This is a genomic window from Bacteroides sedimenti, from assembly GCF_040365225.1.
Taxonomy (GTDB): Bacteria; Bacteroidota; Bacteroidia; order Bacteroidales; family Bacteroidaceae; genus Bacteroides; species Bacteroides sedimenti.
Map to the genome: position 1 here is coordinate 2,672,838 of NZ_AP028055.1, position 15,211 is coordinate 2,688,048.

At 41.7% G+C, this 15,211-nt stretch carries 10 protein-coding genes; 5 read left to right on the forward strand and 5 right to left on the reverse strand.

Annotation, left to right across the window (positions count from 1 at the left end; translation table 11 throughout):
- The first annotated feature begins 17 nt into the window (after nucleotides 1-17).
- A complete protein-coding gene (rpoC, locus tag ABWU87_RS10685; RefSeq protein WP_353330573.1) occupies nucleotides 18-4,304 on the forward strand; it encodes a DNA-directed RNA polymerase subunit beta' in 4,287 nt (1,428 codons plus the stop codon).
- A 205-nt stretch (nucleotides 4,305-4,509) separates the two neighbouring features.
- On the opposite strand, the gene ABWU87_RS10690 is transcribed toward rpoC, so the two are convergent.
- A complete protein-coding gene (locus ABWU87_RS10690) occupies nucleotides 4,510-5,133 on the reverse strand; it encodes a phosphatase PAP2 family protein (RefSeq protein WP_353330575.1) in 624 nt (207 codons plus the stop codon).
- A gap of 335 nt (nucleotides 5,134-5,468) precedes the next feature.
- On the opposite strand from ABWU87_RS10690, the gene ABWU87_RS10695 reads away from it, so the two are divergent.
- Genes ABWU87_RS10695 through ABWU87_RS10705 form a run of 3 tightly spaced genes read left to right on the forward strand, consistent with a single transcriptional unit; the run spans nucleotide 5,469 to nucleotide 8,911 of the window.
- Nucleotides 5,469-6,146, forward strand: coding sequence for a succinate dehydrogenase/fumarate reductase cytochrome b subunit (locus tag ABWU87_RS10695; RefSeq protein ID WP_353330577.1), 678 nt, complete (start codon nucleotides 5,469-5,471; stop codon nucleotides 6,144-6,146).
- Between the two features lie 52 nt (nucleotides 6,147-6,198).
- Nucleotides 6,199-8,142: a fumarate reductase/succinate dehydrogenase flavoprotein subunit gene (locus tag ABWU87_RS10700; protein WP_353330579.1), complete on the forward strand. Its 1,944-nt coding sequence runs from the start codon at nucleotides 6,199-6,201 to the stop codon at nucleotides 8,140-8,142.
- A gap of 13 nt (nucleotides 8,143-8,155) precedes the next feature.
- A complete protein-coding gene (locus tag ABWU87_RS10705) occupies nucleotides 8,156-8,911 on the forward strand; it encodes a succinate dehydrogenase/fumarate reductase iron-sulfur subunit (protein ID WP_353330581.1) in 756 nt (251 codons plus the stop codon).
- 475 nt (nucleotides 8,912-9,386) lie between these two features.
- Here ABWU87_RS10705 and dprA read toward each other — a convergent pair whose 3' ends face one another.
- The 3 genes from dprA to ABWU87_RS10720 form a co-directional block, all read right to left on the reverse strand.
- Nucleotides 9,387-10,499, reverse strand: coding sequence for a DNA-processing protein DprA (gene dprA, locus ABWU87_RS10710; RefSeq protein ID WP_353330582.1), 1,113 nt, complete (start codon nucleotides 10,497-10,499; stop codon nucleotides 9,387-9,389).
- Nucleotides 10,496-10,903 carry an acyl-CoA thioesterase gene (locus ABWU87_RS10715; RefSeq protein ID WP_353330584.1) on the reverse strand — a complete coding sequence of 136 codons (408 nt, stop codon included), beginning with the start codon at nucleotides 10,901-10,903 and terminating at the stop codon, nucleotides 10,496-10,498. Before ABWU87_RS10715 ends, dprA begins: the two co-directional genes overlap by 4 nt.
- A 96-nt stretch (nucleotides 10,904-10,999) precedes the next feature.
- Nucleotides 11,000-12,274 carry a peptidase U32 family protein gene (locus tag ABWU87_RS10720; RefSeq protein WP_353330586.1) on the reverse strand — a complete coding sequence of 425 codons (1,275 nt, stop codon included), beginning with the start codon at nucleotides 12,272-12,274 and terminating at the stop codon, nucleotides 11,000-11,002.
- 71 nt (nucleotides 12,275-12,345) lie between these two features.
- On the opposite strand from ABWU87_RS10720, the gene dusB reads away from it, so the two are divergent.
- The gene (gene dusB, locus ABWU87_RS10725; protein ID WP_353330588.1) at nucleotides 12,346-13,341 is read left to right on the forward strand and encodes a tRNA dihydrouridine synthase DusB; all 996 of its coding nucleotides are present in this window, start codon (nucleotides 12,346-12,348) and stop codon (nucleotides 13,339-13,341) included.
- A 266-nt stretch (nucleotides 13,342-13,607) separates the two neighbouring features.
- Here the strand turns inward: dusB and ABWU87_RS10730 are convergent, their stop codons facing one another.
- Nucleotides 13,608-15,107, reverse strand: a complete 1,500-nt coding sequence (locus ABWU87_RS10730) for a sulfatase family protein (protein ID WP_353330590.1) — start codon at nucleotides 15,105-15,107, stop codon at nucleotides 13,608-13,610.
- Nucleotides 15,108-15,211: the final 104 nt, after the last annotated feature.

Below are 15,211 nucleotides of genomic sequence, written 5' to 3' on the forward strand. Positions count from 1 at the left end.
TTACATAAATTAATCGTATGGCTTTTAGAAAAGAAAATAAGATAAAGAGTAATTTCTCGAAAATCTCAATCGGCTTAGCTTCACCAGAAGAAATCCTTGAGAATTCGAGTGGCGAAGTATTGAAGCCGGAAACTATCAATTACCGTACATATAAACCTGAACGTGATGGTCTTTTCTGCGAACGCATTTTTGGTCCAATCAAGGATTATGAATGTCATTGTGGAAAATATAAAAGAATCCGCTACAAAGGGATTGTTTGTGACCGTTGCGGTGTGGAAGTTACCGAAAAGAAAGTAAGACGGGAACGCATGGGGCACATTCAACTTGTGGTTCCTGTAGCGCACATTTGGTACTTCCGCTCATTACCCAACAAGATAGGTTACTTACTAGGATTGCCTACTAAGAAACTGGATTCAATTATTTATTACGAACGTTATGTCGTAATTCAGCCAGGTATTAAAGCTGCTGAAGGCATTAACGCTTACGATTTACTATCAGAAGAAGAGTATTTGGATATTCTGGATGCTCTTCCAAAAGATAATCAATATCTTGAAGATACTGATCCCAATAAGTTTATTGCTAAAATGGGAGCAGAAGCTATCTACGACTTATTGTCTCGTCTTGATTTGGACTCACTCTCATACGAGTTAAGACACAAAGCTGGTAGTGACTCTTCACAGCAACGTAAGAATGAAGCATTAAAACGTCTTCAAGTTGTTGAATCTTTCAGGGCTTCAAAAGGACGCAATAAACCCGAATGGATGATCGTTCGCATTGTACCGGTTATCCCGCCAGAACTAAGACCATTGGTTCCTCTGGATGGTGGGCGTTTTGCAACATCCGACCTGAATGACCTGTACCGTCGTGTAATAATTCGTAATAATCGTCTTAAAAGACTTATCGAAATCAAAGCTCCTGAAGTTATTCTGCGTAATGAAAAACGTATGCTTCAGGAATCTGTTGACTCTTTGTTCGATAATTCTCGCAAATCAAGCGCAGTTAAAACTGATGCCAACCGTCCGTTGAAATCATTGTCTGACAGCTTGAAAGGTAAACAAGGACGTTTCCGTCAAAACTTATTAGGTAAACGTGTAGACTACTCAGCACGTTCCGTAATTGTTGTCGGACCAGAGTTGAAGATGCACGAATGTGGTATTCCAAAACTGATGGCAGCAGAATTGTACAAACCGTTCATCATTCGTAAACTGATTGAGAGAGGTATTGTTAAAACAGTTAAGTCAGCAAAGAAAATTGTAGACCGCAAAGAACCTGTTATCTGGGATATCCTTGAATATGTAATGAAAGGTCATCCTGTTCTGCTGAACCGTGCGCCGACATTGCACCGTTTGGGTATTCAGGCATTCCAACCTAAAATGATTGAAGGTAAAGCTATCCAACTTCACCCATTAGCATGTACGGCGTTCAACGCCGACTTCGATGGTGACCAGATGGCTGTTCACTTACCACTTAGCAACGAGGCAGTTCTTGAAGCACAGATGTTGATGCTTGCATCACATAACATTCTGAACCCTGCCAATGGTGCCCCTATCACCGTGCCTTCACAGGATATGGTGCTTGGTTTGTATTACATTACTAAACTAAGAAAAGGAGCCAAGGGAGAAGGACTTACCTTCTACGGACCGGAAGAAGCTACTATTGCATACAATGAAGGAAAAGTTGACATTCACGCTATTATCAACGTTGTCGTAAAAGACCTCGATGAAAACGGCAACATTGTCGATGTTCTGATGAAAGAAACCTCTGTTGGACGTGTAATCGTAAATGAAATTGTTCCTGCTGAAGTTGGATATATAAATAGAATTATATCTAAGAAATCTCTTCGTGAGATTATCGGTGATGTAATCAAAGCATGCGGAGTTGCCAAAACTGCCGATTTCCTTGATGGTATCAAGAACTTAGGTTATAGAATGGCATTCCAGGGTGGACTTTCTTTCAACTTGGATGATATCATCATTCCAAAAGAGAAAGTGGCTCTTGTTCAGCGTGGTTACGATGAAGTAGAACAGGTTGTAAACAACTACAACATGGGATTCATCACCAACAACGAACGTTACAACCAGGTTATCGACATCTGGACACACGTAAACTCAGAGTTATCTAACATCCTGATGAAAACAATTTCAACAGATGATCAAGGATTCAACTCTGTATATATGATGCTCGACTCAGGAGCCCGTGGTTCTAAAGAACAGATCCGTCAGCTCTCTGGTATGCGTGGTTTGATGGCTAAGCCTCAGAAAGCCGGAGCAGAAGGTGGACAGATTATTGAAAACCCAATTCTTTCAAACTTTAAGGAAGGATTATCCGTACTTGAATACTTTATTTCAACCCACGGTGCTCGTAAAGGTTTGGCCGATACCGCGCTTAAGACTGCGGATGCAGGGTACTTAACTCGTCGTTTGGTAGACGTATCGCATGATGTTATCATCAACGAAGAAGACTGTGGTACACTTCGCGGACTGATTTGCACAGAATTGAAGAACAACGAAGATGTTATTGCAACTCTATCCGATCGAATTCTAGGTCGTGTTTCTGTACATGATATCATCCACCCAACAACAGGTGAATTACTTGTTTCCGGAGGAGAAGAAATTACAGAAGATATTGCTAAGAAGATCGAAGATTCACCGATTGAAAGCGTTGAAATTCGTTCAGTTCTTACATGTGAATCGAAGAAAGGTGTTTGTGTTAAATGCTATGGCCGTAACCTTGCAACCAACAGAATGGTTCAAAGAGGAGAAGCTGTTGGGGTTATCGCAGCTCAATCTATTGGTGAGCCAGGTACACAGCTTACACTTCGTACATTCCACGCCGGTGGTACTGCTGCTAATATTGCAGCAAACGCAGCTGTCAAAGCTAAATACAACGGACGTCTGGAATTTGAAGAATTACGTACTGTTGACACTGTCGATGAAACTGGTGCAAATGTTAAGATGGTAGTAGGCCGTCTTGCTGAACTAAGAATCGTTGACGTCAATACAAATATCGTTCTTTCAAATCACAGCATTCCATACGGTTCTACACTGTATGCATCAGAAGGCGAGATCGTGGAAAAAGGAACCTTAATTTGTAAATGGGATCCATTTAACGCGGTTATTATCACTGAAGCAACCGGTAAAATCGAATTTGAGAGCGTTATTGAAAACGTTACATATAAAGTTGAATCTGACGAAGCAACAGGTTTACGTGAATATATCATCATCGAATCAAGAGATAAAACGAAGGTTCCTTCGGCACACATCTTGGATGAAAGTGGCGAGTTAATCCGTACCTATAACTTCCCAGTAGGTGGACACGTTGTTATTGAAAATGGTCAGAAGGTTAAATCCGGAGATATTCTTGTTAAGATTCCTCGTGCAGTTGGTAAGGCTGGTGACATCACCGGTGGTCTTCCTCGTGTAACTGAGTTATTCGAAGCACGTAATCCTTCTAACCCAGCTGTTGTATCTGAAATCGACGGTGAAGTAACAATGGGTAAGATTAAACGTGGTAATCGTGAAATCATCGTAACTTCTAAAACAGGTGAAGTTAAGAAGTATCTGGTTTCTCTCTCTAAACAGATTCTTGTTCAGGAGAACGACTATGTACGTGCTGGTACTCCACTTTCAGACGGAGCTACCACGCCTGCAGACATTCTGGCAATTAAAGGTCCTACAGCAGTTCAGGAATATATCGTGAATGAGGTTCAGGACGTTTACCGCCTACAAGGTGTAAAAATCAACGATAAACACTTCGAGGTAATCGTTCGTCAGATGATGCGTAAAGTACAGATTGTAGAGCCGGGAGATACCCGATTCCTAGAACAACAGGTTGTTGATAAGCTGGAATTCATGGAAGAGAACGATCATATCTGGGGTAAAAAGGTTGTCGTTGACGCCGGTGATTCTCAGAATATGCAACCTGGTCAGATCGTTACTGCCCGTAAGCTTAGAGATGAAAACAGTATGCTGAAACGTCGTGACCTGAAACTGGTTGAAGTTCGTGATGCAGTAGCTGCAACTTCTACTCAGATTCTGCAAGGTATTACTCGTGCAGCACTTCAGACTAAGAGCTTCATGTCGGCTGCTTCCTTCCAGGAAACAACTAAGGTACTGAACGAAGCTGCTATCAACGGTAAGATCGACAAGCTGGAAGGTATGAAAGAAAATGTTATCTGCGGACATTTGATTCCTGCAGGTACCGGTCAGCGTGAATTTGACAAAGTCGTTGTTGGTTCTAAAGAAGAATACGATCGTATCCTTGCCAACCGTAAGACAGTTCTTGACTACAGTGAAGTTGAATAAACTGATATGTTATAATTTAAAAGAGAGTGTTCTGATGAACACTCTCTTTTTTTTATTCCTACACGAGTGAGAAATTCATTTCATGGATCAAAGGTCCCAAATTATTTTAGTAAAGAAAACAATCGTAAATCAAAGAAACGTTTCTATCTAAGAACGATTTTGATAACAAGCAGTCTCAATATATAGACATTGCCTGGATACATTTTCAATAATCAATAGTTTTAGTAACACCTTTTGGATAAATTATCCCCTGGAGATACTTATTAATATAAACATTAATTACAGCACATCCTGTTCCGATCACAGCTCCAGCAAATACGTCAGAAGGATAATGAACACCAATATTCATTCTTGAGAACCCAACAGAACAAGCCCAAAGATAGCTAGGAGCAATCACATACCACTTAGGATATCTGATACTCAATGAAGTGGCAAGGGAGAAAGCCGTTGCTGTATGCGCTGAAGGAAATGAAGAACTTGATTCTACGGACCGGTTTGTGATAAGATCGGGATACCTGCTATAAGGGCGCTCTCTATCAACAAGCTCTTTCATAGTTGTTGATATAATTACTGCTTCTGCCACACTTGAGCCTACATATATAGCATCCTCCAGGAGCTTCTTATCATCCGTTATCAATGAGTAACTCCCCATTAGCAGAGGAATACCGATAGCCAGATAAGGTTCTGTATTAGAAATCCCTTTGCTATATCCCTTAATAAAGGAATTATCAACATTATTAATTCTCTTCAGCGTATTTATATCCCAGTTTTGTGCACTGCATTCAAAAACAAGAATAGATATTATTGAAAATAAGAGTATTCGCTTCATCACACTAATTTATAAATAATTTCTACAAATATACGTATAAATCAGATCCAATAGAGATATACCAAAAATATTCTTAAGAAGGGTGCAGTCTTAAGTAAAAATTACACCATCAGTAAAACAAAGAACTAAATATCAAAAAGTTAAAATCAACAGAATTGTATTTGATTAAATCCTCTTTAAACTGAAATTTGTAAAATACAGAAGCTCTCAATTGCTGAATTATTTCTTTAATCCCTTGCTTAATAGGTGGATTTCATGTACTTTTGCCGGAGGAAAACTGACTAAACAAAGAAAATTATAGTTCTAACAATTAAATAATTTAAATTCAATCATTTATGTGGTTAACTAATTCATCTGTAGGAAGGAAAGTAGTCATGAGCGTATCAGGACTATTCCTTGTCCTGTTTCTAACATTTCACATGGCGATGAACCTTGTGGCGATTTTCTCTGAAGAAGGCTACAACATGGTTTGTGAGTTCTTAGGAGCAAATTGGTATGCTTTAGCTGGTACTCTTGTATTAGCTGCCGGTTTTGCTGTACACATCATTTATGCATTTTGGCTGACAATGCAAAACCGTAAAGCTCGTGGTAACGAGAGCTATGCAGTTGTTGAAAAGCCAAAGAGTGTTGAATGGGCTTCACAAAACATGCTTGTTTTAGGTATCATTGTTGCTCTTTTCTTTGTTCTTCACCTTGCTCAGTTCTGGTTCAAGATGCAATTCGTAGAAATAAGCGGTCTTCACAGCATTAATCCAACACCACAAGACGGTGCAGCATTAATCCGTGAAACTTTTGCAAATCCTTTATTTGCAGTTCTCTATCTTGTCTGGTTTGTTGCTATCTGGTTCCACTTAACTCACGGTTTCTGGAGTGCTCTTCAAACTCTGGGTTGGAGCAATAAGATCTGGTTCGAACGTTGGAGATGCATTTCAAACATCTTTGCAACTGTAATCTTCTTAGGCTTTGCTCTTGTAGTAGTTGTATTTTATGTAAAATACGGATTACTGGGTTAAGTAACCTGCGAATGTGAACTCTTATTAAATCAGAAAAAAGAAATAATATATTATGACTAAGATAGATTCAAAAATTCCTGAAGGCCAATTGGCTGAAAAATGGAGTAACTATAAAGCTCATCAAAAGCTCGTAAACCCTGCAAACAAACGCCGTCTGGATATCATCGTAGTTGGTACCGGTCTTGCCGGAGCATCAGCTGCAGCTTCTCTTGGTGAAATGGGTTTCAAAGTTTTCAACTTCTGCATCCAGGACTCTCCTCGTCGTGCTCACTCTATTGCTGCACAAGGAGGTATCAATGCTGCTAAGAATTACCAAAACGACGGTGACTCTGTATACCGTTTGTTCTATGATACAATCAAAGGTGGTGACTACCGCGCACGTGAAGCTAACGTTTACCGTCTTGCTGAAGTTTCCAACGCTATTATCGACCAATGTGTTGCACAGGGTGTTCCTTTTGCTCGCGAATATGGTGGTTTGCTTGACAACCGCTCTTTCGGTGGTGCTCAGGTTTCTCGTACCTTCTACGCAAAAGGTCAGACTGGCCAGCAATTATTGCTTGGTGCATACTCTGCATTGAGTCGTCAGGTACACAAAGGCACTGTTAAATTATTCACTCGCTACGAAATGCTTGACGTTGTTGTAATCAACGGTCGTGCACGTGGCATTATCGCTCGTAATCTGGTAACAGGAAAGCTTGAACGCTTTGCTGCACATGCAGTAGTTATCGGTACCGGTGGTTACGGTAATGCTTTCTTCCTTTCTACAAATGCTATGGGTTCTAACGGTTCTGCCGCAATTCAATGTTACAAGAAAGGTGCTTACTTTGCTAACCCATGCTACGCACAAATCCACCCAACTTGTATTCCTGTTCACGGAGATGTTCAGTCTAAACTAACATTGATGTCTGAATCACTTCGTAACGACGGTCGTATCTGGGTTCCAAAGAAACTGGAAGATGCAAAAGCACTTCAGGCTGGTACATTAAAACCGACTCAGATTCCTGAATCAGACCGCGATTACTATTTGGAACGTCGTTATCCTGCATTCGGTAACCTGGTTCCTCGTGACGTAGCTTCTCGTGCTGCTAAAGAACGTTGCGACCACGGTTTTGGTGTAAACAACACAGGTCTTGCTGTATTCCTTGATTTCTCTGAAGCTATCCAACGCTTAGGCGAAGATGTAGTAAGAGCTCGTTACGGTAACTTGTTCGACATGTACGAAGAGATCACTGATGAAAATCCGTACATGACTCCAATGATGATCTATCCTGCTATCCACTACACAATGGGTGGTATCTGGGTTGACTACGAACTAATGACTTCAATCCCCGGATTGTTTGCAATTGGTGAAGCTAACTTCTCTGATCACGGAGCTAACCGTTTAGGTGCTTCTGCATTGATGCAAGGTTTAGCCGACGGATATTTTGTATTACCTTATACAATTCAGAACTATTTGTCTGATCAGATTCAGGTTCCACGTTTCTCAACAGATCTTCCAGAATTCGTTGAAGCAGAAAAAGCTATCACGGATAAGATTAACAAGATCAAGAACATCAACGGTAAACACTCTGTAGACTCAATCCACAAGAAACTGGGTCACATCATGTGGGATTTCGTTGGTATGGGACGTACAAAAGAGTCATTGCAAACGGCCTTGGTTAAACTGAAAGAGGTGAAAAAAGACTTCTGGACCAATGTTCGTATTCCTGGCGATGTAAACGACCTGAATGTTGAATTGGAAAAAGCACTTCGTCTGTCAGACTTTATCGAAGTTGGTATGTTGATGGCATACGATGGCCTTAACCGTGAAGAGTCTTGCGGTGGACACTTCCGTGAAGAGTTCCAGACTCCAGAAGGTGAAGCTCTACGCGACGACGCAAACTTCTCTTATGTAGCTTGCTGGAAATATACTGGCGAAGATACAGCACCAGAACTGATTAAGGAAGATTTGAACTATCAATTCACTAAGGTTCAGACACGTAATTACAAAGCTTAATAATTAGTAGACAATGGAAAAAAATATAAATTTCACGCTAAAGGTTTGGCGTCAAAAAGGTCCAAAAGCTAAAGGTGCTTTTGAATCATATCAAATGGAAAACATTTCGGGCGACACTTCTTTCCTCGAAATGCTTGACATCCTGAATGAAAAACTTATCAATGAAGGTAAAGAACCGGTAGTTTTCGATCACGACTGTCGTGAAGGTATCTGCGGTATGTGTTCACTTTACATCAACGGACACCCACACGGACCTGCAACCGGAGCTACTACTTGCCAAATGTATATACGTCGTTTCGAAGATGGCGACACTATCACAGTTGAACCATGGCGTTCGGCAGGTTTCCCTGTTATCCGCGACTTGATGGTAGACCGTAACGCATTCGACAAGATTATGCAGGCTGGTGGTTACGTATCAATAAATACTGGTGGTATACCTGATGCAAATGCTATCGCTATTGCGAAACCAATCGCCGACGAAGCAATGGATGCAGCTTCTTGTATCGGTTGTGGCGCTTGTGTTGCTGCTTGTAAGAACGGTTCGGCTATGTTGTTCGTTTCTGCAAAAGTAAGCCAGCTGTCTCTTCTTCCTCAAGGAAAAGTAGAAGCCGGTCGTCGTGCTAAAGCAATGGTTTCTAAAATGGACGAACTTGGTTTCGGTAACTGTACCAACACCAGAGCTTGTGAGGCTGAATGTCCTAAGTCTATTTCAATCAGCAACATTGCAAGATTGAACCGCGACTTCATCGCAGCTAAACTGAAGGATTAATCTACAGATTAGATAGAACACAGAAAGAGGGTGTCTCATACTATTGAGACACCCTCTTCTTATTTTACGGGTACCAAATGGGGTAAAAACACCAAAATCTTCCTGGAATTAACAAGCATTCGACTCAGGATTCAACAATTTATTTCGGAACCAGAAAAGGATTATTCATATTCGCATTGAACTGTTATAAGGAATGCTTCTTAAACCGTATGTATCAATATGATAACAGCTTGAGCTATCTGATTTTTTTATCATTCAAATAAACCTGAAAGATATCAAAATGATAATTATATTTCTGTTTCAAAGAGCATTTTATTATAATAAACAGCTAAAATCGGTGAAAGAAAATTAAAAGAGGCAGATATATTTTGCCATCATACTTGAAAGCCCTACATTTGTAATGTGTTTTTCATAGTATTAGATTTAAGGTTAAAAAAGGTTGGAGTCAGGCGTGACTCCTTTTTTTTTGCTTTTTTCAAAGCAGCTGAAACATTCCTCCAGCCAAGGCCCGAACAACACCTTTCATCTCAAGCTCAAATAGAATTGCATTTATCTTATTGACCGGCATATCGGCCTCAACCACCAGAGAGTTAATTTGAGAATCTCCTTTTTCGCGCAGAATATCTACTATCAATTGTTCTTCTTCCGAAAGATCCACGAACAACTGTCGCTGAATGGCAACGGGAACAGCATCGGGATTTGCGTCCCAGCACATGGATTTAATGAAATCTTCGGCAGAAAGTATCAGTCCGGCTTTATTATCTTTGATAAGGTTGTTGCATCCAACAGAGAATTCGTCGTTTACTCTTCCCGGGAAAGCGAAACAATCGCGGTGATAGCTCTGGGCTATATCAGCTGTTATCAGGGCTCCCCCCTTCACGGCCGATTCTACCACAATAGTGGCATCGCTCATTCCCGCCACAATCCTGTTTCGTTTCACAAAATTCTGCCGGTCGGGATTTGTTTCCGACATAAATTCGGTCAGCAAACCTCCGTTTGCAAGCATATCAATGGCTGTTTTCCTGTGGGCGGCGGGATAGATTCTGTCCAGTCCATGCGCCAGGACGCCAACCGTTGTAAGACCATTGCTCACAGCTGCTCTGTGTGAATGAATATCAATTCCATAAGCAAGGCCACTAACCACGAGCACATCGGGACATAATGATTTAAGGTCGGTAATAAAATCACGGCAGATACGCTGTCCGTAATCGGTTGCATTGCGGGTTCCCACCATATTGATAACGCGTAAAGCGTTTAAATCGGCCTCCCCTTTAAAGAACAGTATCACCGGAGCATCGGGACACTCTCTTAATCTTGAAGGATAAGCCTCATCATTGTAGCAAATGCAGTTTATCCGGTTCTTTTGGGCGAAAGCGTATTCGGCCTCAGCCCTTGCAAAAGCCTGCGGACAATCCAGCAACTCTGCTATTTTGGGGGTAACTCCCGGAATTATCTCGGAAAGTTCCTTGCGACAGGCAAATACTTTCTCCGCACTTCCGGCACCATTTATCAACATCCGTGCGCTTATCAGTCCCACTCCCAGGACTTGTGTAAGCGCAATGCTCGCAATTACTTCCTTTTCATTCATTGTGTAAAATAGGGTTGAAATGCACGATCAAACAATTCACTAGGCCCCAACCGTCCGTTGGTGAGGCATACCACTTCCACCTTGGCCTTTACCGATACTTTATTATCGGATAATCGGTAGATATCTTGATAGAAGACATATTTCAGTCCTTCTTTCTCCATATAGAGCTTGGATACAAAATCGTCGCCGCTGCGAAGAGGGGTTTTATAAGCTATGGAAATTCGGGCTACCACGGGATCGATTCCCTGCACATGCAGCTCGCCGAAGTTAATGCCAAGCGTAGTGATAAATTCATGCCGCGTATGTTCCAGATAATGTTGGTAATTGGCATTGTTGACTATTCCCTGCATATCACATTCATAGTCGCGTACTTTCATATTCAGTTCAAAAATATATTTTCCCATATAACTTATTTAAAACATCACGTAAAATAAAAAATCTCTTGTACAAAAGAATGCATTCTTCTGTACAAAAGATCTAATTGTTTTGTACAGAAGAATCTATTCTTTTGTACGAGATTTCTTTAATTCATCGGGTGAAACCAATTTATATAGCTTATCGCTTGGGCGAATCTTCTCTGCAAACTTCATGGAGAAGTTTTCTCCTTTGTGCACCACCTCAACCGGTTTCAAATCTACCCTCGCCTCTTCCAGTGTAGAGAACAAGGCTCCGGTGGTTGGCCCGGTAACCAGTAGTTTATCTCCCACCTTCAGTTCGGCAGCTTCCACAAGGAATTCGGCCACATTGATGTTGCCGAAATATTTAACCGCCTTACCCACGTATACTTTCCGCTCGGTAGCTTCTGAACCGTAGTTCTTGCTCCACTCGCCCAGCCGTTGTCCCAAGTAATATCCGTTCCAGAATCCGCGGTTAAAGACCGTCTTCAGTCGAGAATCCCACGCATCGATCTTCTCCTGAGAGAACGTTCCATCCAAACAAGACTGAATAGCCTGCTTGTAACACTCCACAACTGTACGCACATACTCTGGTCCTCGGGCGCGTCCTTCAATCTTGAATACCCTTACTCCGGCTTCAATCATCTGGTCCATAAAATGGATAGTCTTTAAATCCTTTGGCGACATGATGTACTGGTTATCAATTTCCAGTTCAATATCGCTCTCCTTATCCTTCACGGTATAGGCACGTCGGCAAATCTGCATGCATGCACCCCGGTTTGCCGAGTTGTTCATTTCATGAAGCGAAAGGTAACATTTTCCCGAAACCGCCATACAGAGTGCACCGTGGCAGAACATCTCGATACGAAGCTCGTCACCCATCGGTCCGCAGATTTTATCTTCTTTGATACGGTCGTAGATGGCACGTACCTGTTCCAAGTTCAACTCACGGGCCAACACCACTACATCGGCAAACTGAGCATAGAATTTCAACGCTTCCGCATTCGAAATATTTAGCTGTGTAGAAAGATGTACTTCTTGTCCGATGGAACGCGCGTAAGACATCACCGCCACATCTGCAGCAATGATAGCCGAAATGCCAGCTTCCTTCGCGGCATCCACAATTGTGCGCATCAAAGGAATATCATTATCGTAAATAATTGTATTAATTGTAAGATAACTCTTCAGACCATGCTCATCACATATCTGAGCAATCTCTTTCAGATCATCTATTGTAAACGTGTTCGATGACCGAGCACGCATGTTCAGATTCTCAATACCAAAGTAAATTGAATCAGCTCCTGCCTGAATTGCGGCGGCCAAAGATTCGCGCGAACCCGCTGGCGCCATTATTTCAAAGTCTTTTAACTGATGGTTCATACCTATTTTATAATTAGTTGTGTACAAAGGTAGTGGTTTTTTGCGTATTTTTGCAGCAATAATAACTGATTATGAAAATAGGCTCTATAGACTTAGGGGAACGCCCCGTTTTATTGGCTCCCATGGAGGATGTAACCGATATTGCTTTCCGGTTGTTGTGCAAACAGTTTGGAGCAGACATGGTTTACACCGAATTTATTTCCAGCGATGCGCTGGTACGTTACGTAAACAAAACAACCCAAAAGCTCACTATTTGCGAAGAGGAGCGACCGGTTGCCATGCAGATTTACGGAAAGGAAGTGGAACCCATGGTAGAAGCGGCAAAAATTGTGGAGGCAGCTCACCCAGACATTCTCGATATTAATTTTGGTTGCCCCGTAAAAAAGGTAGCTGGCAAAGGCGCCGGAGCAGGTATGCTTCAGAATGTGCCTAAAATGCTAGAGATAACCAAGGCGGTGGTCGATGCCGTGAAGATTCCTGTTACCGTGAAAACCCGGTTGGGATGGGACAGCGACAGCAAAATCATCGTTGAACTTGCCGAACAACTGCAGGATTGCGGCATAGCCGCACTAACCATACACGGAAGAACCCGAAGCCAGATGTATACCGGCGAGGCAGACTGGACATTGATTGGCGAGGTAAAGAACAACCCGCGCATGAAGATACCCATCATTGGCAATGGAGATGTGACCACCCCTCAACAGGTAAAAGAATACTTTGATCGATACGGTGTAGATGCCATCATGATTGGACGTGCCAGCTTTGGCCGCCCATGGATATTCAAGGAGGTGAAGCATTACATGGAAACAGGCGAAGAGCTTTCTCTCTCGTTCGACTGGAAAATGGAGGTACTGCGCAAGCAGGTTGAACAGAGCATTGAGCGGCTAGACGAACGCCGGGGCATTATTCATGTCCGCCGACACTTAGCTGCGTCTCCATTATTCAAGGGAATCCCCAACTTCCGCGATACCCGCGTTGCCATGCTGCGGGCTGAACATAAAGAGGATTTGGATGCCATCTTCGACAGAATAATAGCCGAACACGGAGGTGCCGCCCATCAACAATGAACCAAAACAGAGAGTAAATAAAAAAATAGCGCATCGAACCTCCCGTTTTGATAGACTGAAGTTACCGAATCTGATTTAACCCACTTATTAAAGACTGAGAAGAGCCGTTTTCAACCTTTCTTGTAGATTGAAAACGGCTCTTTTATTTTAGAAAGTATGACCCTTATTAATTGAGGGTGATTTTTTATAATTACTTCCTGAAAAGAGTTATACAAACATCCTAAAGTATAGTACTTCAACAAGATGAATCAATAATCCTCTAAAGTCTAATAATTTGTAACTTTACTTGTTTCACGTTTCAACTGTTCAAACCTCATCATCATCTGTCTTAATAATCTAGGATTCTTACCTGCCAAATTTATATTCTCTCCCGGATCATCTTTCAAATTATATAGCTGATAGGTTTCTCCAACTCCTGGATAAGGCGGAATCATGACCCAATCACCTTGTCTAAAGGCATAATTAAACATTCCTTCAATTACTAATTCCTTACGGCCCTCTTTACTCATTCCTAAAAATACAGGTAATGTATTCTGGCTATCAGTTTTATCAGAATATGTTTGTCCAGTAAGTGCTGCCAGCGAAGCTAATAAATCCATTTGGCAAACGAAAGTTTCAGAAACTCCAGGCTTTACGATGGCAGGCCATCTTACGATGAAAGGAATGCAAGTTCCACCTGCATACATCGTAGTTTTCCACCCTCTATATGGCCCGGCTGGTTTATGCTTTCCTACCATCTCTTCGGCATTATCCTTATATCCATCATCTAAAACCGGACCATTGTCACTCGTCAGGATAACCAATGTATTTTCAGTCAGTCCCAACTTATCCATTTCTTTCAGAAACTCAGACACGCACCAGTCGGCTTCCAAAATCACGTCACCTCGTGGCCCCATTCCTGATTTTCCTGCAAAACGCTCATTTGGAACCCTGGGTACATGGGGTTGATGCAATCCATAATACAAGAAAAAGGGCTTATTCTGGTTTTCTTGCATGAATTGTTTTGCTTTGTTCAGGAAAAGCTCCGCCATATCTTCATCCCTCCATTGCGCTTTCTTCCCTCCGGTTTGAAATCCTATTCGAGGGATTCCATTTACTATTGAGCCATCGTGTCCCACACTTGGAAACATTCTAAGTAGCTCCGGGTTATTTTTTCCGGTTGGCTCTCCACCGAAATTTTCCTGATAGCTTACATAGAGCGGGTCTTGTGGTTCCAATCCTACTCCTTTTCCGTTTTCTATGAAAATACAAGGCACACGATCATTGGTGGCAGCTTGAATAAAAGAATAATCATATCCAACATCCTTCGCTCCAGGATAAACTTTTTTATTCCAGTCAACAGCTCCGTTTCCCAATCCTAAATGCCATTTCCCCACAGCACCTGTAGCATAACCCGCCTGTTTCATGATTTTAGGTAAGGTTACCCGCCTTGCATCAATAATTAAGGCAGCATTTCCAGGAAGGATTTTAGCCCCTTCGTTTGTCCATGGATACATGCCCGTAATCAAGGAATAACGACTTGGAGTGGATGTAGCAGCGGTACAATACCCGTCTGTAAAACGTACCCCCTCTTTTGCCAATCTATCCATCCCGGGAGTTTGAATTGTTTTCGATCCATAACAGCTTAAATCTCCATATCCTAAATCATCGGCTTCAATAATTACGATATTGGGGTGGGATTGCAATAAATTTTGTCCCAAGACAGGTGATCCAAAGACACCTGTTAAACCTAAAAAGGTACAAACTCTATTTTTTGTGAATTTCATGTTTAGATGCTTATATATCAATCATTTAAAATACAGATTTGGCAAGTATTATAATTAAAAATCTGTTATAAGAATATGATTTTGTCTCAATTAGTCTCATTTCT